This window comes from Thermostichus sp. MS-CIW-37 (assembly GCF_054060065.1).
Window position 1 is genome coordinate 1 of the sequence record NZ_JBSSCV010000010.1, and the last position, 21694, is coordinate 21694.

General features: G+C 59.9%; 24 protein-coding genes. 11 read left to right on the plus strand and 13 right to left on the minus strand.

Translation table 11 applies throughout. The features are described 5' to 3' along the window. Positions 1 to 342: zinc ribbon domain-containing protein (locus ACVWYZ_RS06095; protein WP_457466513.1), on the plus strand; the 342-nt coding region annotated here is incomplete at its 5' end. Between the two features lie 53 nt (positions 343 to 395). Here ACVWYZ_RS06095 and ACVWYZ_RS06100 read toward each other — a convergent pair. The 7 genes from ACVWYZ_RS06100 to ACVWYZ_RS06130 form a co-directional block, all read right to left on the minus strand. Beyond that, the gene (locus ACVWYZ_RS06100; RefSeq protein WP_457466514.1) at positions 396 to 962 is read right to left on the minus strand and encodes a GDYXXLXY domain-containing protein; all 567 of its coding nucleotides are present in this window, start codon (positions 960 to 962) and stop codon (positions 396 to 398) included. A gap of 26 nt (positions 963 to 988) precedes the next feature. Next, the gene (gene thiD, locus ACVWYZ_RS06105) at positions 989 to 1855 is read right to left on the minus strand and encodes a bifunctional hydroxymethylpyrimidine kinase/phosphomethylpyrimidine kinase (protein ID WP_457411268.1); all 867 of its coding nucleotides are present in this window, start codon (positions 1853 to 1855) and stop codon (positions 989 to 991) included. A gap of 173 nt (positions 1856 to 2028) precedes the next feature. Beyond that, a complete protein-coding gene (locus ACVWYZ_RS06110) occupies positions 2029 to 2235 on the minus strand; it encodes a hypothetical protein (protein ID WP_414332282.1) in 207 nt (68 codons plus the stop codon). Positions 2236 to 2523: 288 nt separating this feature from the next. Next, a complete protein-coding gene (locus tag ACVWYZ_RS06115; protein ID WP_011434371.1) occupies positions 2524 to 2841 on the minus strand; it encodes a 2Fe-2S iron-sulfur cluster-binding protein in 318 nt (105 codons plus the stop codon). Then, positions 2841 to 3098 carry a DUF1816 domain-containing protein gene (locus tag ACVWYZ_RS06120; protein ID WP_011434370.1) on the minus strand — a complete coding sequence of 86 codons (258 nt, stop codon included), beginning with the start codon at positions 3096 to 3098 and terminating at the stop codon, positions 2841 to 2843. Before ACVWYZ_RS06120 ends, ACVWYZ_RS06115 begins: the two co-directional genes overlap by 1 nt. Before the next feature lie 16 nt (positions 3099 to 3114). Further along, positions 3115 to 4257, minus strand: coding sequence for a 23S rRNA (guanosine(2251)-2'-O)-methyltransferase RlmB (gene rlmB, locus ACVWYZ_RS06125; RefSeq protein ID WP_457466515.1), 1143 nt, complete (start codon positions 4255 to 4257; stop codon positions 3115 to 3117). Positions 4258 to 4290: 33 nt separating this feature from the next. Then, the gene (locus ACVWYZ_RS06130; protein WP_414427940.1) at positions 4291 to 4722 is read right to left on the minus strand and encodes a ribonuclease III domain-containing protein; all 432 of its coding nucleotides are present in this window, start codon (positions 4720 to 4722) and stop codon (positions 4291 to 4293) included. Positions 4723 to 4857: 135 nt separating this feature from the next. Between ACVWYZ_RS06130 and ACVWYZ_RS06135 the strand changes: the two genes are divergently transcribed. Then, entirely contained in the window at positions 4858 to 5130 is a 273-nt protein-coding gene (locus ACVWYZ_RS06135; RefSeq protein ID WP_414388293.1) for a hypothetical protein, read from the plus strand. Positions 5131 to 5136: 6 nt separating this feature from the next. Here ACVWYZ_RS06135 and ACVWYZ_RS06140 read toward each other — a convergent pair whose 3' ends face one another. From ACVWYZ_RS06140 to ACVWYZ_RS06150, 3 genes are all read right to left on the minus strand, one after another. Then, positions 5137 to 5625: a photosystem I reaction center protein subunit XI gene (locus ACVWYZ_RS06140; RefSeq protein WP_457466516.1), complete on the minus strand. Its 489-nt coding sequence runs from the start codon at positions 5623 to 5625 to the stop codon at positions 5137 to 5139. A 99-nt stretch (positions 5626 to 5724) separates the two neighbouring features. After that, a complete protein-coding gene (locus ACVWYZ_RS06145) occupies positions 5725 to 5844 on the minus strand; it encodes a photosystem I reaction center subunit IX (protein WP_011434365.1) in 120 nt (39 codons plus the stop codon). A gap of 52 nt (positions 5845 to 5896) precedes the next feature. Next, positions 5897 to 6442, minus strand: coding sequence for a Photosystem I reaction center subunit III (locus ACVWYZ_RS06150; protein ID WP_414342216.1), 546 nt, complete (start codon positions 6440 to 6442; stop codon positions 5897 to 5899). 195 nt (positions 6443 to 6637) lie between these two features. Between ACVWYZ_RS06150 and tsaD the strand changes: the two genes are divergently transcribed. Further along, on the plus strand, positions 6638 to 7738 hold the full coding sequence (gene tsaD / locus ACVWYZ_RS06155) for a tRNA (adenosine(37)-N6)-threonylcarbamoyltransferase complex transferase subunit TsaD (protein WP_457466517.1): 1101 nt from the start codon (positions 6638 to 6640) through the stop codon (positions 7736 to 7738). On the opposite strand, the gene mnmG is transcribed toward tsaD, so the two are convergent. Further along, positions 7696 to 9633 carry a tRNA uridine-5-carboxymethylaminomethyl(34) synthesis enzyme MnmG gene (gene mnmG, locus ACVWYZ_RS06160; protein ID WP_457466518.1) on the minus strand — a complete coding sequence of 646 codons (1938 nt, stop codon included), beginning with the start codon at positions 9631 to 9633 and terminating at the stop codon, positions 7696 to 7698. The genes tsaD and mnmG overlap by 43 nt on opposite strands. A gap of 497 nt (positions 9634 to 10130) precedes the next feature. Here mnmG and thrC point away from each other — a divergent pair, with 497 nt between their 5' ends. The 6 genes from thrC to ACVWYZ_RS06190 all read left to right on the plus strand — a co-directional run bounded on the left by thrC (position 10131) and on the right by ACVWYZ_RS06190 (position 16985). Next, complete coding sequence (gene thrC, locus ACVWYZ_RS06165; protein ID WP_457466519.1) at positions 10131 to 11471, plus strand: threonine synthase; 1341 nt, start codon at positions 10131 to 10133, stop codon at positions 11469 to 11471. Between the two features lie 104 nt (positions 11472 to 11575). Next, entirely contained in the window at positions 11576 to 12097 is a 522-nt protein-coding gene (locus tag ACVWYZ_RS06170) for a fasciclin domain-containing protein (protein ID WP_457466520.1), read from the plus strand. A gap of 36 nt (positions 12098 to 12133) precedes the next feature. Next, complete coding sequence (locus tag ACVWYZ_RS06175) at positions 12134 to 12409, plus strand: ubiquitin-like small modifier protein 1 (protein ID WP_011434358.1); 276 nt, start codon at positions 12134 to 12136, stop codon at positions 12407 to 12409. A gap of 26 nt (positions 12410 to 12435) precedes the next feature. Beyond that, entirely contained in the window at positions 12436 to 13014 is a 579-nt protein-coding gene (locus ACVWYZ_RS06180) for a DNA-3-methyladenine glycosylase (protein ID WP_011434357.1), read from the plus strand. A gap of 442 nt (positions 13015 to 13456) precedes the next feature. Continuing rightward, positions 13457 to 14713, plus strand: a complete 1257-nt coding sequence (locus tag ACVWYZ_RS06185) for a C39 family peptidase (protein WP_457466521.1) — start codon at positions 13457 to 13459, stop codon at positions 14711 to 14713. A gap of 322 nt (positions 14714 to 15035) precedes the next feature. After that, positions 15036 to 16985: an NHL repeat-containing protein gene (locus tag ACVWYZ_RS06190; RefSeq protein WP_457466522.1), complete on the plus strand. Its 1950-nt coding sequence runs from the start codon at positions 15036 to 15038 to the stop codon at positions 16983 to 16985. Between the two features lie 46 nt (positions 16986 to 17031). On the opposite strand, the gene ACVWYZ_RS06195 is transcribed toward ACVWYZ_RS06190, so the two are convergent. Beyond that, complete coding sequence (locus ACVWYZ_RS06195; RefSeq protein WP_457466523.1) at positions 17032 to 18177, minus strand: energy transducer TonB; 1146 nt, start codon at positions 18175 to 18177, stop codon at positions 17032 to 17034. A gap of 299 nt (positions 18178 to 18476) precedes the next feature. On the opposite strand from ACVWYZ_RS06195, the gene ACVWYZ_RS06200 reads away from it, so the two are divergent. After that, a complete protein-coding gene (locus ACVWYZ_RS06200; RefSeq protein ID WP_457466524.1) occupies positions 18477 to 18953 on the plus strand; it encodes a VOC family protein in 477 nt (158 codons plus the stop codon). Positions 18954 to 18971: 18 nt separating this feature from the next. Then, a complete protein-coding gene (locus ACVWYZ_RS06205) occupies positions 18972 to 19853 on the plus strand; it encodes a Tab2 family RNA-binding protein (protein WP_414358169.1) in 882 nt (293 codons plus the stop codon). Positions 19854 to 20289: 436 nt separating this feature from the next. Here ACVWYZ_RS06205 and ACVWYZ_RS06210 read toward each other — a convergent pair whose 3' ends face one another. Next, positions 20290 to 21675: an FGGY-family carbohydrate kinase gene (locus tag ACVWYZ_RS06210; protein ID WP_414358166.1), complete on the minus strand. Its 1386-nt coding sequence runs from the start codon at positions 21673 to 21675 to the stop codon at positions 20290 to 20292. Between the last annotated feature and the right edge of the window lie 19 nt (positions 21676 to 21694).

Genomic DNA, 21694 nt, shown 5'->3' on the forward strand with positions numbered 1-21694 from the left:
TTTTATCAACTCCGTCAATTTTTGGAGTACAAGGCTCTGCGTGCGGGGGTTGCTCTGGTTCTTGTTCCGCCTGCCTACACGTCGCAGACCTGCCATCGGTGTTTGCACATTCATCCCGACCCTGCGCAATCCTACCGCAGTGGAAAGAAGTTTAAGTGTGGACACTGTGGATGGGAAGGGGATGCGGATTTGAATGGTGCGAATGTGATTGCGCTTTTGGGGGCTGCTGTAAACCAGCCTAGAGGCTCGTGGTTGGCTTGCCAACTGCAGGGCTACCGTTCGCGTCAGCGGGCCGGAGGCCTTAAGCCCGCCCTGTACTGCGAAGCAGTCAGGGTCGGGTAGTTTACAATATGGTGATTAATTGTTAAAGCGTTAAAGCCGGGCAGAATGAGCACTTAGTACCGATGCTCCCCTACCCAGAGGCCGACCAATGCTGCCTTGCCCCAGGGATCCACTTTCACTTCTGCCCGCGTGGCTTCAGGGTAACGCCGAATATCCTCTTCCAAGGCATCTCCAATCGCTTCGGGAATAAAAAATTCTTCGGTTCCCAACTTGAGCTGCTGCCCGTCAAACCAGCCTCGCAGTACTTTCTCTTCAGGCTGCAAATCTTTGGGCATCTCCCGGCTGACACCGATTGCTCGCCAAGGTTGAGTGGGATCCCCTGCGGGGGGAGCTAAGCGCAGATAAAGGATCCCTGGCGTCTCCAAATCAGGTAACCAACCCGGCAGTTGCTCTAGGGTGGAGCGCCGACCGACGACGTAGCCCAAGGCCACATACCGGCCCCGCAAAAGGTCATAGGGATCCACAGGGGCCGTTTGCAGGTAGATCGTGGTTCCGACAGCAAGAGTCAGCGCTTGCCGAGCCGGTATCAGCAGAACGATACCCAGCTGCAGCAGTAGGGGTAGCCAAAACCGCCATTTGGGCAGGGATCCCTTCTGAGAAAGATTCGACGGGCTAGCCATAGCAGCCAGAGAGAGGGACTTCTCTCTTATGGCACAGGTTTGCCAATCCCGGACAGAAGCGGGTAGAAGTGCCCCACTGGCCCCTGACCTGACCCGATGGCCAAAGGATGTCGCAGCGCCTCCGTTACATAGGCTTTGGCCGCCACTGTGGCCGCCAAGGGATCCCTGCCCCAGGCCATCTGTGCTGCAATGGCCGCCGAGAGGGTACAGCCGGTGCCGTGGGTGTGGCGGGTGGGGATCCGCTCTGTTTTCAGCACTTCCAGTCGCTCGCCATCGAACCACACATCCACCCCCTGCAGTTCCCCCGGCATGCCTCCGCCTTTGACCAACACCGCTCCACAGCCCAGGGTGCGAATCTGCTGGGCCGCCGTTTGCATATCTGCCAGGGACTGCAGCTGCAGCCCCGTTAAAATTTGCGCCTCATAGCGGTTGGGGGTCAGCACCTGGGCCAAGGGGATCAGCCGCTCGCGGATGGCCTGAATGGCCTCATCTGCCAACAACTTCGCTCCCGTGCGGGACACCATCACCGGATCCACCACCAGAGGCCGCAACGTCCAGCGCTCCACCTGACGGGCTACCTCCAGCACGATCTCGGCATTCAGCAACATGCCCGTCTTGATCCCTTGCACCCCGATGTCCTGCACCACAGCCTCGATTTGGGCGGCTACGGCTTCGGGGGGCAGCGCATCCACCCGGCTCACCCCAAGGGTATTCTGGGCGGTCACGCAGGTCAGGGCAGAGGTACCGTGTACCCGTTGGAAAGCAAAGGTGCGCAGATCCGCTTGGATCCCTGCTCCCCCACCACTGTCGGATCCAGCGATGGTGAGGGCGACAGGGGGGTGCTGCTCGGCCAGCAGTGGAGCCGGAGTTGGTTCAGATGCAGAGACAGACATTGGCCAAACGACAAAAATGGGCAAGGGTACCGATAGCCATTTCCATCAATCAATATGAACCATCTCTTTAACGTAGCAATGAAACTGTTGGTTCTCGATTGGTCTGAGACCACTGGGGTATTGGGAAAACTCTTGCAGACGTCTGTCAAGAAGCTGACTAAGAGTGAGTTGTCCTAGTCTAAATCCGAGTAGCCCTCATCAGTGGTGGCGACCACCTCAACCCAGGCTCTATCCCCCTCCACCGCCGTCAAGCTCCAGCGCAGAAGCCGAGCCGGCTGGCCCAGCTCCCGGTCAACTTGCTGACAGAGGGATTGCTCCAGTTGCGGGGCAGAGAGAGGCGAGCTCAACGGCAGAGATAGGTGCAACAAATGCAACTTCACAGGAGTCGAGAACTGATCTCGCCAAGGAAACAGACTTACTTTCGATAACTTCTAACACTAAGAATCCAACAATATAAACTAATGTAGTATTTTCAGATTAGGCTGAGACAGCCGGGCTACTGAGAAAAACCTTTTGGGCCCCTGCATTATTGCTCCGCAACGCTATTGCTCCGCAACGCTGACGCGAAGACGCGACCAAGGTTTTAGTTGTGGGTACAGTGTCCTAGTTTGAATCGAAATGACTACAACACCTACTAACAAGTAGACCTGAACAGAAATCCGGCACGGTTAGGAGCCAAACTGCAAACGGTAAACCTCTTCCTCTTGATCGGTCTCCACCTCCAAATCGGAGGTAGCATAGGCTACACACAGCAGCACAAACCCTTGGGCCTGCAGTTCTGGCCCAATCCCCATTGCCTCTGTCTGAGTCACAGATCCCGACTTCAGCCGCCCCGCACAGGTGGTGCAAACCCCCGCCTGACAAGAGGAAGGTAGCTCTATCCCGTGTTCAAGAGCAGCTTGTAAAACCGTCTGATCCGCAGAGGCAGGGAAGCGGTAGGTTTGGCCGCGGTGATGAAGGGTTACTTGATAAGCCGTAGCAGACATCAGGAACGGGCTCCCGACGGAGTACGGGTCACCGTCAGAGACTGTGGCTGGCGCATTTTCTTCACCAGAGCCTGGATCTTTTTGGCTCCTTCCTTTTGCAGGTCGGCGATGTAGTGGCCTTTGAGCCGCTCCGCCTCAGCTTCATCGGAGAAGGGGCCGTAGTAGTAGGTGCAGTCCTCGGTGGTGATCTCGATCCAGACCGACAGGCCGCGCAGCTTATCCAACAGACTGACCAAAGGGTTGCTCACGGGATCCATCCCCCATTAACAAGTGCTAACGATCATTGGATATTTTCTGCAATCCCCTAGATTCTACTGCTTTTATTGACGATTTGTTGAGGAATGTATCAATCTCGGCACGTTTGAGGTGGTGGGGAGAGCGCTGCCGGTGGATTTCGTAGAGGGCAATGCCGGTGGCCACAGAAGCATTCAAGCTTTCAGTGCGGCCTGCCAAGGGAATGGACAGCAGTTGGTCACAATGGCGTTGTGTGAGCAGGCTAATCCCTTCCCCCTCGGATCCCACTACCAAAGCAATGGGCCGCTGAAAATCGGCGCTATAGATGGGGTCAGCCCCTCGGCTGGTGGTGCCATAAACCCAAAACCCCTGCTCTTTGAGGTATTCCAAAGCCCGATTCAAATTCACCACCCGCGCCACCGGCAAGGTGGAGAGGGCTCCCGCCGCTACCTTCATCACCGTCGAGGTTACCCCTGCTGCCCGCCGCTGGGGGATCACCATCCCCTGCATGCCAAAAGCCTCCACACTACGGGCAATGGCTCCCAAGTTATGGGGATCCTGGATCCCGTCTAGGACTACCAGCACCGGATTGGGGCTGGCCTGCCGGCTTCTTTCCACCAAATCCTCCAGATCCATGTACTGATAAGGCGTGGCTTGGGCAGCGATACCCTGGTGGTTGGCGCCAGCCGTGAGGGCGTTCAGCCGCTTTGGAGAGACTTCGTCGATAACAGTGCCCCGCGCTTTGGCTTCTTCCAACAGAGACAAAAATTGGGGGCTGTAGCGCAACCTCGGCAGGATCCAAACCCGGTTGAGGGTGGCTTGACTTCTCAGGGCGGCCAGTACCGTCTGGCGACCGTAGATGATCTCTTGCTCCAGCTCGGTCTCCGGATTCCCGTCGGCCTGAGGCTGAACTTCCCCTGGCAAGATCCCTGTCTCGCCAGTGGAGAGGCCGGGATCCAGCTCGCCTACTGGTTGAGGAGCCATCTTGCCTTGGGGCCACTGCCGTTGCGCGTCGCGACGGATGGGCTTCACTGGAGCCTCTCGGAGGGCAAGCTTGGGATCCCCGTCTCGGCGTTTGGGCCGCTGTACCCGCTTGCTAACGGATTGCCCTGCCCTTCGCGGCTGCAGTTTGCCCGAGCGAGACAGCCGTGAAGCAGGTTTGCGCTGAGAAGTCTTGGGCATGGGCGTGGAAGATGGAAAGACGGAAAGACTATCCTAACCTTCCCACTCGCCCAGGGTCTCAGCCAAAACATCAGTGAGGGCGAGGATATGGCGCAGCCGTTCGGGATTGGCCAGGTAGAGATAGCCCAGAACCGTTTCCAGGCCGCTGGCGTTTTGGTAGTCGGCCAGAGGCAGATGTCGGGGTGGGCGACCGCAGCCATTGCGACCCCAGCGGACAATTTCCTGCTCCTCGGGGCTGAGATGGGGCAACAGGGCCAACAGCAACTTGGCCTGAGCCGAGCCGCGTACCCGCCTCACCACCTGCTGATGATAGCGCTCCAGTCGATCCGGAGGAAATAGCCGTTGCCGCCGCACGTGCAGTTCGTAAATGGCGTCTCCCAGGTAGGCCAAGGCTGCGGGCGATAGGCGGCGAATCTCGGCCAAGGAGAGCCTTTCAGAAGTGGGTTCGGACAGCAGATCGTTCACAGCAGCTCACGAAAGATAGGCAGAAAAATCTCTAGAACCGCTGTTATCGGCTCATTGCAGAATTCAGTCCATGCTAAGACAAGCTTCCTCTGGTCTGCCAGCCCGACCCACCCTCTTTGCTGCCTTGCAGGTGATTTGGATCACGAGGCCCAAAGAGAAAAGGTGCTATCGAGTAGACAGGGCAAAGCCGGTGAAGGGGCCGATGTTATGAGCCTTGAAAAGCAAGTTGGAGCCACTGCCAAGAATCTGGAGAGCAAAATCCAGGAAATTGTGGGTGAGCTGGCCAGCGATCAGCGTGAAAGGCTGGAAGGTAAGGCCGAGCAAACAAAGGCAGCCACCCACCCTGGAGTCGAGGATGCTCGAGAAGCGATTAAAGACGTTGTGGATGATCCAACGGATGGCCAATAGCTCCAGTTAAGATGCGGGGACAAGGAGATCTGCATTCAGCAAAAGCAGGTAGGCGACGATCGCCCCCCCCATGCCCCCTACCAAGAAGCCGGCAGCCAATTCGCTCCAAGATTGGGATCCCTTTACCGGCCCTGTGTTGCGCTGCGAGGTGACAGAGCCGTAGAGAGAAAGGGCCGCCGTCAGGATCAGGATCAGGCCACAGGCTCCCAAAAAGCCGCTCAGCAGACCGATGGGCTCGTTGCGCAGCGGCCCCAGCTTGGCAAAGGGGCCGACCAGCCAATAGCCGTGGGCCATACCGATTTCCAAGCCCCGCCAAATGGAACTCAATCCCGGTCGGTTGATGGGCAGCCAGTCGATCAACAGCCGGACAACAGGTGTGTGGTTGATCGGTGTCCAGAGATCGCCAATTTGCGGATCTCCCTCAGGGACGGTGACACATCCCTCATCCATATTCAACCTATTCAACGGAGCAGGCTCGGCATTGGGTTCGACCATTTCAGCAACTCTGTGTCTGGTTCAAGAGAGGATGGAAAAAAGCTCAAAAAAGCAGGGATCCCGTCGGGCATGGTTGCACTGGGGATCCCTGGCCTACACTCAGAACGTCAAAATGTCGGGGAAGAAGCGATTGATCTCGATGAACAGGGCAAAAACGAAGCTGGAAAACAGGATAAACGCCACCGGAGCAGTGGTGAGAAACTTGGTGAAGTCAGCCATAGATGCCTCTCAAAGATTGAACAGATCGAGTTAGAAAGCCGGGCTCAGCTCCTCAGCGGGGCGAGATGGGCACAGCCGCTTCCGGCTCTCGAATTTCGCCACTGGCAATCTCCTTGAAAGCAGCAGCAGGCCAAGCCAAAGCCGTGAGGAAACACCGCAGCGCCAGCGGTACATCGATCAGGCTTTCTTTCATCTCGGGGCTATCCTCATCCCGAACCGCGATGAGGTAAGAACGCCCGGCCCAGCCCAGCCAACCGGCGATATAGAGGAAAAGCAGGCCGGGGATGAGAAACTCGCCCGCATGGTTCAACCGACCATCTGTAACCAGGTGGGGCAGGCCCTCTTCGCCGCAGAGCAGCTTGCTGTAGCGCTCAAAGCGCTTGCTGGTTTGGGCCAGCTTTTGCTGGTAGACGGGAGCCATAGCAGGGCTGGCGTTGAGGATCTTCTCCTCTAGGCTGCTCAGGCGTTCGTTCATCAGAGCCTGAAAAGCGGGAACTTCGCTGCAAGGTTTCAGACCGATCAAGGGCTCTGCCTGCACAGATTGGGCGAGGCCAAGCGCGATGCAAAGGGCCAAAAGAAGGCTTAAAAAGGTTCGCATAGCAGGATGTGTCCTTGAGGTAGGGGTCTAGGATCTGTCCAAATGCTAAGGGATGCTAAGTGCAGCAACAGGCACTAAACGGTTAGTATCATACTCCTGAGCGCCTCGCCCCGACGGATCCTGAGTTTTAGCTCACACAATTCTTAATTTAAGGATCCCAAGGCTTTCCTATTCCTTTCCCCAGCTTGCTCTCCCATGCCCCGCGTCCTTGCCATCGAAACCAGTTGTGACGAAACGGCTGTGGCTGTGGTGGCGGCGGATGCAGCCTGGCCGGGGTTTGCCCCACGGCAGCTCAGCTCCGTGGTGGCCAGCCAAATCGACCTTCATGCTGCTTACGGGGGGGTGGTGCCGGAGGTGGCCTCTCGTCAGCATGTGGAAACCTTGCCCTTTGTGCTGGAGAGGGCTCTGCAACAGGCAGGATTGGAGGTGGCCGAGGTAGATGCCATTGCCGTAACCTGTGCGCCGGGCCTGGTGGGATCCCTGCTGGTGGGGCTGATGGGGGCCAAGACCCTGGCTTTGCTTTACGACAAGCCCCTGATCGGGGTGCACCATCTGGAGGGCCATCTCTTCAGCGGCTTTTTGGCCGAGCCCGATCTGCGCCCCCCCTGCCTATGCCTTTTGGTATCGGGAGGCCATACCAGCCTGATTTGGATGAAGGACTACGGGGACTACCAGACGGTGGGCCGCACCCGCGACGATGCTGCCGGCGAGGCATTTGATAAGGTGGCGCGGCTGTTGGGGCTGGGCTACCCGGGGGGGCCGCAGATCGACCGTTGGGCCCAGCAGGGGGATCCAGAGCGGTTCCCGCTGCCAGAGGGCAAAGTGGATCATCCCTACGACAGCAGCTTCAGTGGCCTAAAAACGGCAGTGTTGCGCCTAGTACAGCAGTTGCGGCAAGAGGGCCAGGAGTTGCCCATTGCCGATATTGCCGCCAGCTTTCAAGCCTGCCTGACCGGTGCACTTGCCCAAAAAGCGGTGGCCTGTGCCGAAGCGCTGGGCCTCTCGACACTGCTGCTGACGGGAGGGGTAGCTGCCAATCGGGAGCTGAGGGCCCGCCTCACAGAAGCAGCCCGGCAAAGGGGGTTGCGGGTGGTGATCCCGCCGATTGCCCTTTGTACCGACAATGCGGCCATGATCGGGGCGGCTGGTCTCTGCCATTGGCTGAGAGGGGAGGTCTCGCCGCTGGAGCTGGGGGTAGCCTCGCGCATGCCCCTAGAAGGGATCCCTTCCCTCTACCTGGGTGGGGGCGGAGCTCATACAGAAGAACAGACGGGATCTGCCGCAGCCGTCCTCTGACGTTGCCTCACTTCCAGGTAGATCAGCAGGGCATTGATGTCGGCGGGGTTGACACCGCCGATGCGGGCCGCCTGGCCCACGGTTAGCGGGCGCACCGCCGAGAGCTTATCCCGCGACTCTTTGGAGAGGGTGGGGATGGAGTGGTAGTCCAGATCGGGGGGCAGAGGGCGGTGGTACTGCTTGCTCACCTGCTCAATTTGGCTCTGCTGCCGCTGGATGTAGCCGCTGTATTTGACGGCAATCTCTGCCGCCTCCTGCTCAAAGGGATCCAGCTCCGCATCCCCCAGCCCCAGTTCCAGGAGATCGGAGTAGTGAATCTGGTTGCGGCGCAAGATCTCGGCCAGGGTGGCGGATCCCTTGATCCCCTGCCCCGTCAGTTGGCTTAGTTGGATGCCGGCCAGGTCGTGGGCCTTCACCCGCTGCGTTTCCAGGCGCTCGATTTCTGCGGCAATGCGCGCTTGCTTGGCTTGGAACAGGGCCCAGCGCCGGTCATCGATCAAGCCCCATTCTCGCCCCAGGGGGGTGAGCCGTTGGTCGGCATTGTCGGAGCGCAGGATGAGGCGGTATTCGGAGCGGCTGGTGAGCATGCGGTAGGGCTCCCGCAGTTCTTTGGTGCAGAGATCGTCGATGAGGGTGCCGATGTAGCTGGACTCCCGCGGCAGGGTGACCAGGGGCTTGCCTTGAACCAGGCGGGCGGCGTTGATCCCGGCTATGAGCCCCTGAGCTGCCGCCTCTTCGTAGCCGGTGGTGCCGTTGATCTGGCCGGCGCAAAACAACCCCTGCACCTTTTTGGTCATCAGAGTGGGGTAGAGCTGGGTGGCCGGCAGATAGTCGTATTCCACCGCATAGGCAGGCCGCAGCATGACGCACCGCTCCAGGCCAGGCAAGGAGCGCAACATCTGGATCTGGATTTTCTCAGGCATCCCCGTGGAGAACCCCTGGATGTAGAGCTCCGGCAGATCCCGCCCTTCCGGCTCAATAAAAATCTGGTGGCTTTCCTTGTCGGCAAAGCGGACAATCTTGTCTTCGATGCTGGGGCAGTAGCGGGGCCCTTTGGCCTCCACCCAACCGCCATAGACAGGGGTTTCGTGGAGATTTTCCCGGATGATGCGGTGGGTCTCTGGGGTGGTGCGGGTCAAGTAGCAATCCATCTGCTCCCTTGGCACCCACACCTCGGGGTCGAAGCTAAACCAGCGCACATCGGGATCCCCCGGTTGCCGCTCCATGACCGAAAAATCCACGCTGCGCCGATCCACGCGGGCAGGGGTGCCGGTTTTCAGCCGGCCCGTCTCCAAGCCCAGTTGGCGCAGGGTGTCGGTCAGCCCTTCCACGGCAAATTCCCCTGCCCGTCCGGCAGCTTGCCAGTGGCGACCAATCCAGATGCGCCCCCCCAAAAACGTACCGGTGGTCAGGATCACCGCCCGACAGCCGAAGATGGTGCCGAAATGGGTGACCACGCCCACCACCTCGTCGTTGCGCCCCAACACCAAATCGGTGACAGTGCCCTCGCGAATCGTCAGGTTAGGCTGGTTTTCCACCACCGAGCGCATCACCCGCGCATATTCCCTTTTGTCGGTTTGCGCCCGCAGCGCCCACACCGCCGGCCCCCGCGAACGGTTGAGCACCCGCTTTTGCAAATAGGTGCGGTCGGTAACTTTGCCCATCTCGCCGCCGAGAGCATCGATTTCGTGCACCAGCTGCGATTTGGCCGGGCCGCCGACGGCAGGGTTACAGGGTTGCCAGGCGATCTTGTCCAGATTCAACGTCAGCATGAGGGTGTTACAGCCCAGCCGCGCTGCCGCCAATGCTGCCTCACAGCCGGAGTGCCCCCCGCCAACCACCACCACATCGTAGTGATCGAGAAAATCAATGCTGTCCCGTCCAACTCTGAGCATAGGGTGGCAATTCCAAAATGAATAGCCGGGATCCCCGGTCTTTTAATTTTCAGGTTATTTCAGCTCGCTTATCCAGCTTAGCGATGGCGGCAACGGATAGGGTTATTTGCGACCGGCCTGAGGCAGGCAGAGCAGTAGGGAAAGTTTTCTGTTGCCCTGGGAAATAAAGTTGGGTAGAGGCTCAGTTCCCAGCCTAAGTCACCTGATTGAAGAGTTGAAGAGACCTCAGGGCGCTGGGATCAGCTCCCCCAAGGCTGCCGATAGCAGGGGATCCCAGAGGAAAGGGCAGAGTCGCCCAAGGGATGTTGCGGCTCATACAAACACCAGACAGCCCGCCTGAGAGAGCCAAGCACCGATTCCATTATCCTCAACCGGATCTAATCCAGACTATTTTAGTCGGGTTTAGTTGACGCGGCAGATTGCGGGTGATAAGATTCCCCCCAACGATAGGTAAGTTCAATCCAGCGCCCACCCTTTCCTTCACCTTGAGGCTGCCCATGTCCCAAACCCTTTCGCAACACCCGCTCAGCCCTGCCGATTCCCCGTTGGCCTCTGCCTTGCACAGCTCCAAGGTGGGCTTCAGCCGTTTGCGCTGTCGGGAGTGTGGCGCCGAGTATGAGCCGGTCGCCAAGCATGTTTGTGAGCTGTGTTTCGGCCCCCTGGAAGTGGCTTATGACTACGACTGGCTGAAGCGCACGGTTAGCCGTCAGAGCATCCAGGCCGGGCCGCATTCCATCTGGCGCTATCGGCCTTTTCTGCCGGTGACTTCTGAGAAGCCCATTGATGTGGGCACGGGCCTGACCCCTCTGATCAAAGCGGAGCGGCTGGGTCGGCGGCTGGGATTGAAAAATCTTTACATCAAGAACGATGCCGTCAACATGCCCACCCTCAGCTTCAAGGATCGGGTGGTGTCGGTGGCGCTGACCCGTGCCAAGGAGCTGGGTTTTACCACCGTTTCCTGCGCCAGCACGGGCAACTTGGCCAACTCCACGGCTGCCATTGCCGCCCATGCCGGCCTGGACTGCACCATCTTCATCCCGGCGGACTTAGAAGCGGGCAAGGTGCTGGGATCCCTGATTTACAACCCCACCGTTATGGCTGTAGAGGGCAACTACGACCAGGTGAATCGCCTCTGCGCCGAGGTGGCGGATCGCTACGGCTGGGGCTTCGTCAATATCAACCTGCGCCCCTACTACTCGGAAGGCTCCAAAACCCTGGCCTACGAGGTGGTGGAGCAACTGGGCTGGCAACTGCCGGATCAGGTAGTGATCCCGCTGGCCTCGGGATCCCTGTACACCAAGGTTTATAAAGGCTTCCAGGAGTTTGTGAAGGTGGGGCTGGTGGCGGATAAGCCGGTCACCTTCCACGGCGCCCAGGCGCAGGGATGTTCGCCCATTGCCCAAGCCTTCCGCGAGGGACGGGATTTTGTCACTCCGGTTAAGCCCAATACCATCGCCAAGTCCATCGCCATCGGCAACCCTGCCGACGGGATCTACGCCCTGGACATTGCCCGCAGAACCGGTGGGCAGATCGCAACGGCCACGGATCCCGAGATCATCGCCGGCATTAAGCTCCTGGCCGAGACCGAAGGCATCTTCACCGAGACTGCCGGCGGCACCACCATTGCCGTGCTCAAACACCTGGCAGAATCCGGTCAAATCGATCCGGAGGCGGTTACAGTAGCCTACATTACCGGCAACGGTCTGAAGACCCAGGAGGCGGTTCAAGCCCACGTAGGCCATCCGCTGGTGATCTCGCCCAGGCTGGAGAGCTTTGAACAGGCTTTGGAGCGGGCCCGCACCCTGGAGCGGCTGGACTGGCAGGAGGCATCAGTATGAACTCGGTTTGCAGGGAAGACCCTCTCCATTGCCTCTTAACAGAATCTTAATGAAGAACTGTTAAGATCCCTGGCGTAGACCTATTGGCTCAGGAGCTTTGCACGATGCCTATCTTTCCTTCTGTTCAGCGCCTTGTTCGCCGTTGGATCCCGGTGGCGGCTGTAGTGGCCCCGCTTGTCTTTGCTCCCGTGGCCCGGCCACAAGGGCTGAACACCATTGCCGTTGAGCTGGAAACTTTGCCCAGCAGCTACTCGACGCTGGCAGCGGCTTTACGGGCGGCGGGGCTAAATACGGCTTTGGCAGGGCCGGGGCCGTTCACGGTCTTTGCCCCTTCCGATGTGGCCTTTGGGCAACTGCCGCCGGGCACGGTGGAGACGCTGTTGCAGCCGGCCAACCGGGCTCAGCTCACCCGCATTCTCACGTATCATGTGGTGCCGGGGCGGATTACCTCGTTTGACCTGCGGCCCGGCCAATCGACCACTCTGACCACCTTGGCAGGGCTGCCGCTGCAGGTGCAGGTGGGATCCGATGGCAGCATCCGGGTCAACGGGGCTAACGTGAACCTGGCGGATATTCCAGTTTCCAACGGCGTGATTCACGGCATCGATGGGGTGCTGCTACCCTAGTTTTTTGATGTTGGTTAATGGACGAGGCATTGGGCTATGGCAGTCAAGGTGCTGATTCCCAACACGCTGCGGGCGCTCACCCAGGATCAGGGGGTGGTGAATTGCGAGGGATCCACCATCCGCGAATTGTTGGATGCTTTGGAACAACGCTGTCCGGGGATTAAGGCGCGGCTGTGCGATGAGAAGGGGGAATTGCGCCGCTTCGTCAACTTTTATGTGAACAGCGAAGACATTCGCTTCCTCAAGGGATGTGACACCCCTCTGCAAGATGGGGATGAGGTGAGCATCGTCCCTGCCGTTGCTGGGGGCTGAGGGCTGCCAAGCCTGCCGTGGACGCTGTGGAGTGGTTGAGCCAGCCGGCCCCGCTGGTGGCACCTGCCTTGCTGGGCATGGTTCTGGTGCGGCAATTTGCCGATGGGCTGCAGGTGCGGGCCCAGATCGTAGAGACGGAGGCCTACACGGCTGGGGATCCGGCCTGCCATGCCTACCGCCGCAAGACCCAACGCAACCAGGTCATGTTTGGCCCGCCAGGGCATCTCTACATCTATCGCATCTACGGCCTCTACCACTGTCTAAATATCGTTACCGAGCCAGAAGGGATCCCGGCGGCGGTTCTGATCCGGGCAGCTCAGTTGGATCGCCTGCCAGACTGGATCCCGGCCAACAAACAGAATCAGCCAGCACGGGCGGCGGCGGGGCCGGGCCTGCTCTGTCAAGCACTGCGCATCGACGGATCCCACAACGGCTGGCGGCTAGAGCGGGCGGAAGCCGGCCAGGAAGGCATTTGGCTGGAGGGATCCCCCTCTTGGCAAACGCAGTTGTCCATCGTCCAAACCACCCGCATCGGCATCACCCAAGGAGCCGAGATCCCCTGGCGCTGGTACATTGGTGGACATCCGGCGGTGTCGCGCTATTAGTGGGGGCAGGCGGACAATGCTCGCAGAAGGCAGTGGCTAAAGGACTCCGTCCCGCTTGCGCGAACGGCAGGGGCTGCCTGGGCTGGTCAGCGGGGTTGTGCTGCTCTTGCTGGGGTTGCCCACGTTGGCCCAGCCTGTTCCAACTTTTCCAGGACTGATACATTTACGCTGAACACTGCTGAACATCACTGTTCAACTATGCAGCGATAGCATTCTGTTTGTTTCCATTCGCGTTAGCGGGACGGAGTCCAAACAGAATGGCGGTATCCCGCAAAGCTTTGAGTAGAATACCCAAAGCGCAGTTTCCGTGTCGTCTTACTACCAATTTTCTGCTTTGCTTTGGCTACCATGTTGGCAGACTCGAAAGTAAACAGAAAGATCAACTGGTAGTAATCCGTACTGAACATATTATACATTATTTTCAGTATAGTTGAGCTTATTATTGACTAGAGTCATGCTCTTGACGATGCAAGCCCAGACCCACTTCACCTATCGCACCGGGTTTCAGCGCTGGCGGGCGGGAGAAGCTCAGGGGTTTCAGCACTGGTCAACCCAAGGGATCCGCCTGAACGCCCAAGGGCAATTGGTCTTGGATCCAGAGGGTTTGCGGCAAGAAGTCAGCCTTGAAGAGCCTGAGGTGGCGCTAAGGACTCCGTCCCGCTTACGCGATAATGCTCCGCACCGCTTACGCGAACGGGGGCGCCCTTTCTATCCCCTTGGCCCCTACTGGGTGGGAGAAGCCACCAGCCCAGCAGTCCCCACCAGCTTCCCTATGGTCGGGGCAATCGCTTCCTGGAATGCCACCACGCCCCCCGGCACCTGGTTGGAACTGTGGATTCGGGCCAAGCTTTCAGACCGCTGGACAAAGTGGTATCACGGCGGGGTATGGGCTGCGGATCCCTTGACTCTGGCCAGCCACTCAGTGCAAGGACAAGGGGATGAGGATGGCAACCTGTACACGGACTTGCTGGTGCTCAAGGATACCCTCAACGGAGCAGAAGCCTTCCAGGTCAGGGTGCGCCTGTTCACGCAAGAGCCAGGCCGTTCTGCCGTTGTGGATCAGGTGGCAGTTGCCATTTCCAACGAGCCGGTCAGGCCCAGCCGCCTATCCCCTGGGGATCCCAGCCGCTGGGGCAAAATCTTGGATCTGCCTTTGTGCTCCCAGATGGTGTACCCCGATGGGGGAGAGGTCTGGTGTAGCCCCACCTCTTTGGCGATGGTGATGGCCTACTGGAAGCGGGATCCCCGCCCCTGTGAGGTGTTGGTGCGCGCAGTAGTGGCCGGTGTGTATGACCGGGTTTACCAGGGCCATGGCAACTGGGCTTTCAACGTCGCCCATGCTGCCGAGCAGGGTTTGTCCGGCGTGGTGGCGCGGCTGGAGAGCTTGGCCCAAGCAGAAGCCTGGATCGCGGCAGGGGTTCCGGTGGTCCTCAGCTATGCCTGGGGCGAGGGAGAACTGGAAGGGGCGCCGATCCCCAAAAGCAAGGGTCATTTGGCGGTGCTGGTGGGATTTGCTCGCGGCAGCGGTGCGGAGCAGTTTAGCCACGGGGATCCCATCGTCCACGATCCGGCGGCCAAAACCAACGAAGAGGTTCGCCGTACCTACCGCCGCGAACAGCTAGAGTCGTTGTGGCTGGAGCACTCCGGGGGTACCGTCTACTTGATTCATCCGCGAGAGTGGCCTGTCCCCACTCTATAGCCGAACCGGGCGAACGCGGGCAGCATCGACTTACAGCGCTACCGCTATGGCCTGGATGATTTCCTGGCCGCTGAAACTGCTATCTGGTCTTTCGGTGGGGATTTGAGTAAGGATAGATGGAGTGAGGAGTGCGACTCACCTGCGGGTGAGGATGGTTGGTCATGAATAGGAATGCGGTTCAGGGGCCAAGGCATTGGTCGAGGTGGCTCCTGCGGCAGAGAGGGTGCTGGGCAATTCTCGCCGGTTTGTACGCTGATGAAGGTAAGCGTGGGGGTTTGGGTTTCCGCCATTTCCCAGTTTGTGGGAGGGGATGAGCTGCATCATGCCACGACGGGCTTCCCTGACACCGCTACCTTGGCCTGCGCTGAGTGCCTTGGTGCTGGCTCTCTCGGGCTGTGGCGAGCTTTCTTCTTCTAGTCTGTCTCCCAGCGTTGTTCCCCCTGCGGCCCTACAGCCGGTTTTAACTCCAACTCCTCTCCCTCCCTCCCCGCTTTCTCTGACTTTCGAGCAAGCCCGCCAGTCCGGCTTGTCGGTGCCTAGCAACCGCATCGTTCTGCTGCTCCAGGAACAGGGATCCGATCTGGTGGCCCAGCTACCGGCCTCAGAGGTGGATCGCTGGCTGGCTCGCACTCCCACCTGGCCGGGGGTGGAAGGGATCGACCTGAGCATTACCCTGGGCACCTATCGCCAAACCGCCACTGCCCCTCTGCGCCCGGGGCAACCGGCCACTTTCACCTTCACCAATCCTCCCGCCGGGGAAGCGGAGCTCAGCGCCATCGCCTATCGGAGATCCACCACTCTGGCGCAGGGGAAGGGATCCCTGACCCTTTCTGCCCGCTCTGGGAGTTCTGGCAGTGTCAATCGTCCTCCCCAAGACACAGAGCGCCAGCGCCGCCTTTCGATGTTGGTGCTCTCTGAGGTGGGGGTACCGCTGCTGCACACCAGCTCGGCAGCGCCCACCCTTGGCCAGCCGTTGCTGCTCTCAGGGGAAAATTTGGAGCGGGTGGAAACAGTTCTCTTTGCTGCAGCAGCCAATCCCGAGCGCATCCTGAGGGGGGAAATTCGCTCCCGCAGCGGTGACCGTTTGGTGGTGATGCCGCCTTCTTCTCTTTCCGGCTCAGTTTGGGTTGCTGTTGCGGATGCTTCCGGGCAAGGGTTGGGCACTCTGGTCTACGATTGGCCTGCCGCTACTCCTTCCCCCAGCCCCTCTCCCACCCCCGCTGCTCCGGCAGCATCGGCCTGGGTGGTGGAAACTTTGCTGGATGGCCGCACCTCGCCCGCGGCAGATCCTGTCGGCAACGCCCCTGATAACACCGGCACCGAGTCCAGGATCTACCTGCAGCAAATCAGCGGCATTGCTGTGGATCCTGAAGGAGCCTTCTATTTAGCCGATAGAGCCCAGCACCGCATCTTCCGGCTGTCTCCAGAGGGGGAATTGGAAGTTTGGGCCGGCACAGGCCAAGCAGGCCGCCGCAACGGAGCAGCCAATCAAGCTCAGTTTGACTCCCCACAGGGGCTGCTCTGGGATCCCAAGGGGGGATTGTGGGTGGCCGACAGCGGCAACCATTGCCTGCGCTATATCAACCTGCAACGACAGGTGAGCACCTTTGCCGGCACTTGTATAGCCGGATACCGAGATGGGGGGCTTGACCGAGCTCAGTTCCGGGAGCCATCTGGGCTGGCTTTGGGTTCAGATGGCAGCCTCTACGTTGCCGACCGCGCCAATCGCCGCATCCGCCGCATCACCCCTGCAGGTGAAGTGACCACGGTTGCCGGCACCGGCCAGCCGGGATCCGTCGATGGCCCAGCAGAACAGGCCCAGCTCCTGCAGCCCACGGCTCTGGCGGTGGATAAGGAGGGGAACCTCTGGATTGCCGATGGACATCGCCTGCGCCGGCTCTCTGCTGGCGGACGAGTGACCACCCTCTCCGGGGCAGAGCCAGGCTATCGGGATGGCCCCCTGGCAGAGGCCCGTTTTCAAACCCTGGGGGGGCTGGCCTTCGATGCGGCAGGCAACCTCTGGGTGGCCGACCGAGATAACCATCGCATTCGTCGTCTTCAGCCTGGGGGACAAGTTTCCACCTTGGCCGGACAGAATCAGCGCGGTTGGCAGGATGGCCCCACCTCGGCAGCCCGGTTTGAGCAGCCTGCCGGCTTGGTAGTCTTAGCGGATGGCAGTGTGGTGGTGGTGGATGCCGGCTTGCCGGGCTTGCGTCGCATAAGCCGCGTTGCCTCTGGGCCCGCCACCCCAACTCCTGTGGGATCCCTGTAGGCTCTTGCCAGGCCGCCGTCTTTTGGGTTTCGCAGGGATCCCCTCCTCAGTTGGCGGATCCCCCTACAGTCAACTGGCCCAGCACGTTGATATCAAAGGTGAAATTAATCGTCACCGAGTTGCCCTCATAAGCCTCAGGCAGGGGCAGGAAGGGGGCTGCCCTCTGGATAGCCGTCAGCGCCGCATCATCGGTTTGTTGGCTGCCAGACGTGCGCCCCAGGCGAATGCTCTGCAGATCGCCAGCTCGACCCACCGTAAAAATCACCACCGTGCGACGCGAGGTGCCGGTCTGTCCAGGGATCCAATTTTGCTCCACTTTCCGCTGCAAAGCGGCCAGCCAGGGGCCCCAATCCACATCGGCCCGCGCTGCCACACTGGGGGGATTGGGAGCGGATTGGGTGGGGTTGGCCAATCCACTAGCTCCACTGCCCTGGATCCCGGCTCCATTGCTGGGAGCAGAGGCACTGACCGGAGGCCCCAACTGGGAAGAGTCAGAGGGCCGCTGGGCGGGAAGAACCTCTGTCACCGGTTGCGGAGCGGGCGGAACGGGAGCCAATTGGCTGGGATCCGAAACCCGCTCGCTTGGCTGCACGGGCAAGGGCTCCGCAGTCGGCGGGGGAGTGGGCCTTGGGGAGGGAGCAGCCGCCACGGGCGGTGGAGTCTGGGTTGGAGTAGGTCTGGGGGCAGGCGTGGAAGGTGGCGGTGCCGCAGTCGGGGTCGCGGTGGGCTGAGGGGGAGCGGGGGTTGGGGTAGGTGTGGGCGTGGGTGGAGGGGTTGGAGTTGGGGTTGCCAGAGCAACTGCAGCCGGGGCAGGTGGTGGTGGAACAGGGGCAGGCTGCTGTGGTGGCGGTGGTTGGGGTCTTGGCGGAGGAGGAGCAGGGGCCTCCTGGGGAGGGGCGGCCTGGGATTGGGGTGGACTGCCTTGAGAAGGAGGAGCTTCTACCCGCTCACCCCCATCGCGGGAATCGACTTCTGAAACCAGCTCCGCTTCCTCTGGGGGCTGTAGATCTTCTGGATCCAGAAGGATAAACTCGATGGCCTCCTGTTCCGGCTCGCGAATGAGCCAAAGCCGCCCCAAGTGGAGCAATCCCAGCAGCACCAGCACATGCAGCAGCAGCGATAGCGCCACCATCCAAAAAAAGTTGCGAGATTCATCCTCGCGGCGGCGCTGCTCAATCCAGATGCTGGTCATGGCCAAGATCGCCCTCTTGCGTCTTCAACGCTCTCAACACACCGAGTTGTCTGTTGCAGACTCGGCCACGCGGGTAACACACTAGCTAGTGTTATAGCATCCGAGCAGTTGGCACTCCTGCGCAAAGGCGTATAGTCTATCTCGGGCTCGGGAAGGGATCCCACCTTGCAGCAGCTCTAAGATCGCCTACCTTGAAAAGAGCGGGGATCCCATTAGCCGGGGAAAAGCCCCACAGCTCGGGGTGCTAGCTCTGATGTTGGCTGGTGGGGCACTTTTGGTGGCTTTTTAGGAGCGACGTTATGGAACCCATCCGCTTTCATCTGGCCTTTCCGGTTGCCGATATTGCCTTGGCCAAAGCCTACTACGGCGATGGCTTGGGCTGTGAAATCGGTCGAGAAACCCCTGCTGCCGTCATCTTTAACCTGTATGGCCATCAACTGGTGGCCCACCTCACCCACGAAGAGCTGACGCCCCAGCGGGGCATCTACCCCCGCCATTTTGGCCTGATCTTCCCCACCCAAGCGGATTGGCAGGCGCTGGCCGACCGTGCCCTGGAGCGAGCCTTGCCCTTTTATCAGGAGCCGCGTTGGCGCTTTGTTGACACCCCTTTGGAACACGGCACCTTCTTTTTGCAGGATCCCTTCTACAACCTGCTGGAGTTTAAGTACTACCGCCACGCTTCCGCCATTTTTGGGGAGCGGGAGTTGGCCTTGGTCGGGGACAGTGCTTCCCACCGCTCACGCGAACGATCCCCGGCCCGCTCAAGTGGCACGTAGCGCGATAGGAGGGATCCTTTGGCCACTCAACCCCTGCGTTCTGGCCCTGCGCGCTGCCCTATCTGGCAGATGGATTTCAACGCCGTCCCCCTGCGGGATGAGCAGAACCGACGGGTTTGGGAGCTGTTGGTGTGCGATCCCACCGGCCAGTTTCGCCAAGCGCAGTATTGCAGCAACCAAGAGGTGAACAGCACCTGGGTGGCACGACAGTTGCGGAGCTACCTGGAAGCTGCCCCACAGCCTCCCTCGGCCATTCGTGTGTTTCGAGCCCGCATGAGTTCCATCCTGCAACGGGCCTGCGATGCGGTTGGGATCCCGATGCTGCCCAGTCGTCGCGTTTACACCCTCAAAGCCTGGATGCGAGAACGGGCAGAGCGGGTTTACCCCCAAGAGACTCAGTTCACCTACAGCCCCGAACCTCCTGTGGATCCCGATCCGCCGGATCCTATCCGTCTGCCGGACAAGTTGCAGGGAGAACGCTGGGCTTTCGTTACCTTGCGAGCTGAGGATCTGCGGGAAGCCGACGCTTGGCCAATGGAATTTGGCGAGCTTTTTCCGGTTGCCTGGGACACTTTGACGCCCGACCCATTCGCGCCAGCGGTACGGAGCACCCTCATTCCCGGCTTGGTGATCGCCTCCCAGCGGGCTTTACCGATGGCGGCCTGGATGAGCGGTATGGAGCCCGCTTACTTGAGTGTGGCAGACGGACGGCTCCTGTTCGAGGCAGGCCTCAACGATTGCTACCTATTTGCGCAACTGAGAGATGAAAAACTGCGAACAGAGGCAGAAGTCTTTGCCCAGCGCCAGCAGCAGGCCCAAGGGATCCACTTTCTCGCCATTCAAACCGATTTCAAGGCCCAGTCCTTCGCCGGCTTCTGGCTGATGCAACATCCCCTATGAACTATGAATATCAGTCGTTTGCAAGAGCAGAGTGCAGCCCGAACAACTGGGGAGATCATCATCGCTGTCTCAGAGGGAAAAACCTACAGTCATTCAAGGAGGAATGAGACTGTTCCGCTGCATGGCTTCCTGGCTCCTCTCTCCCTTTCCTAGGGATGGTCGCGGAAGCGGCGTGAAGCGTTTGGACGGCACCGCGGAGCAGTTGAGAAGTGCCTTGATCTATAGTCTTTCAGCTTAGGGTGAGACGCCCGAGCTACGGAGAAAAGCTTCCTGACCTCGTGCATGATTGCTCCGCAACGCTGATGCGACGATGCGACGACGCAGCCCATGTTTTAGGTGGGCGTAGTGTCCTAGTTTGGATCGAAATGACTGTTGAAATGACCGTAGCAAGAACCCCAGCGCTACGGGGAAGCAAGCTGGTGGGGCAGGGAGCATGTCAAAGCAGGTTGCTCAGGCGGCTGTGAAAGGCTGAGTAGATCTCTGCGTAAGACTTCGCCCATTCTGGATCTGGTTGAACATAGCGTTCCACCTGCACCAATCGATCGGCAGCCTGTTGGACAGAGCAGCACCAATAGGCAGAAGCAGCCAAGATGGCTGCCCCCACAGCCGGCTCTGGGTGTTTCACCACGGCCAAGGGACGGGCAAGGATACTGGCGCGCAGGCGCAACCAAAGAGGGCTTTTGCTGCCTCCGCCGGTGGTGAACATCGGACTCTGTTCTGACACCGGGATCCCTTGAGCCGCCAACGTTTCCAGCCCCAGCCGCTCGACCATGGCTACCCCCTCTAACAACGCAGCATAAAAACGGGGGGATCCCTCTTCTGCCTCCGGCAAGAACCCGGCAAACCGGGGATCGACAATGGGAAAACGTTCTCCCGGCTGACAAAGGGGATAGCTGACCAGCCCAGTGGGCAGATAAGCCTGGGCTTGCTGATCCAGCACTTGCAAGTTGCCGCCAGGGAAGTAATGGGGCAAAACTCCGCCTCCACAAAAGGAAGCCGCTCCCGGCCACCAAACCGTTCGTTCGCGACAGTGGTGTGGAGCACAGTCCGGGTGCAAATGGGAATAGATGCTTGGGGTTTGTATGGGATCCGGACTGTTGGCCTTGAAAATGAGGGTTGTGCCCAAGCTGGTGGAAACCTGACCTAAGCGGGTGGCCCCTGCTGCCAATTGCCCGGCACAGCCATCCGTGATCCCTGCCGCGATCAGCACTTCCGGCCCCAATCCCCAGTCTGCTCGCACCGTTCCCAAACCCGTTCCCGGCGACACCACCTCGGGGAAATGCTTAGGATCAAGGCCCTGCCGCGCCAACCACTCCTGAGGCCAGGTGTAGGTCTCCAGGTCAAAGCCACTTTTGAGGGCGTGGGTGTGATCGGTAACCAGCTTGCGCCCCCCCAGTTGGCTCAGCAAAAAGTCCGCCGGATGGGCCAGGTAGCTGTCTCGATACTGATCAGGATGGGCTTCCGCCCACCACAGCCAACGGCTGAGGCCCCAACTGGCAGGGATCCCCAATTGCTTGGCCTGAGCCTGGCCCCGCGGGTCGGAATACAGCCACGCCTGTTCCAACGGCATGCCCCGACCATCCACCGGCAGAATGGTGCCGGAAGTGCTGCACGCACTCAGAGCGGCAATGGAATACCGATCCCCCAGTTGCGCGGTTAGTTGTCCCAGAAGGGCTTTCAGGGTTCGCAACCAGCGGCCTGGATTGGTCTCTGGGGGATCCCACCGGCGCTCGCTTTTGGCCACCACCTCTCCTTGTTCTGAGAGGGCCACCACCCGCATCCCAGAAGTGCCCAGATCGATCCCAAGAAACACAGGGGGCATAGGGGTACTCATCTCATCA

Bases quoted from the DNA above. Each gene is read 5' to 3' on its own strand.
- ACVWYZ_RS06100 (WP_457466514.1), bottom strand. From the start codon at position 962: ATGGCTAGCCCGTCGAATCTTTCTCAGAAGGGATCCCTGCCCAAATGG.
- thiD (WP_457411268.1), bottom strand. From the start codon at position 1,855: ATGTCTGTCTCTGCATCTGAACCAACTCCGGCTCCACTGCTGGCCGAG.
- ACVWYZ_RS06115 (WP_011434371.1), bottom strand. From the start codon at position 2,841: ATGTCTGCTACGGCTTATCAAGTAACCCTTCATCACCGCGGCCAAACC.
- ACVWYZ_RS06120 (WP_011434370.1), bottom strand. From the start codon at position 3,098: ATGGATCCCGTGAGCAACCCTTTGGTCAGTCTGTTGGATAAGCTGCGC.
- rlmB (WP_457466515.1), bottom strand. From the start codon at position 4,257: ATGCCCAAGACTTCTCAGCGCAAACCTGCTTCACGGCTGTCTCGCTCG.
- ACVWYZ_RS06140 (WP_457466516.1), bottom strand. From the start codon at position 5,625: ATGGTCGAACCCAATGCCGAGCCTGCTCCGTTGAATAGGTTGAATATG.
- ACVWYZ_RS06145 (WP_011434365.1), bottom strand. From the start codon at position 5,844: ATGGCTGACTTCACCAAGTTTCTCACCACTGCTCCGGTGGCGTTTATC.
- ACVWYZ_RS06150 (WP_414342216.1), bottom strand. From the start codon at position 6,442: ATGCGAACCTTTTTAAGCCTTCTTTTGGCCCTTTGCATCGCGCTTGGC.
- tsaD (WP_457466517.1), top strand. From the start codon at position 6,638: ATGCCCCGCGTCCTTGCCATCGAAACCAGTTGTGACGAAACGGCTGTG.
- mnmG (WP_457466518.1), bottom strand. From the start codon at position 9,633: ATGCTCAGAGTTGGACGGGACAGCATTGATTTTCTCGATCACTACGAT.
- thrC (WP_457466519.1), top strand. From the start codon at position 10,131: ATGTCCCAAACCCTTTCGCAACACCCGCTCAGCCCTGCCGATTCCCCG.
- ACVWYZ_RS06170 (WP_457466520.1), top strand. From the start codon at position 11,576: ATGCCTATCTTTCCTTCTGTTCAGCGCCTTGTTCGCCGTTGGATCCCG.
- ACVWYZ_RS06175 (WP_011434358.1), top strand. From the start codon at position 12,134: ATGGCAGTCAAGGTGCTGATTCCCAACACGCTGCGGGCGCTCACCCAG.
- ACVWYZ_RS06190 (WP_457466522.1), top strand. From the start codon at position 15,036: ATGCCACGACGGGCTTCCCTGACACCGCTACCTTGGCCTGCGCTGAGT.
- ACVWYZ_RS06195 (WP_457466523.1), bottom strand. From the start codon at position 18,177: ATGACCAGCATCTGGATTGAGCAGCGCCGCCGCGAGGATGAATCTCGC.
- ACVWYZ_RS06200 (WP_457466524.1), top strand. From the start codon at position 18,477: ATGGAACCCATCCGCTTTCATCTGGCCTTTCCGGTTGCCGATATTGCC.
- ACVWYZ_RS06210 (WP_414358166.1), bottom strand. From the start codon at position 21,675: ATGCCCCCTGTGTTTCTTGGGATCGATCTGGGCACTTCTGGGATGCGG.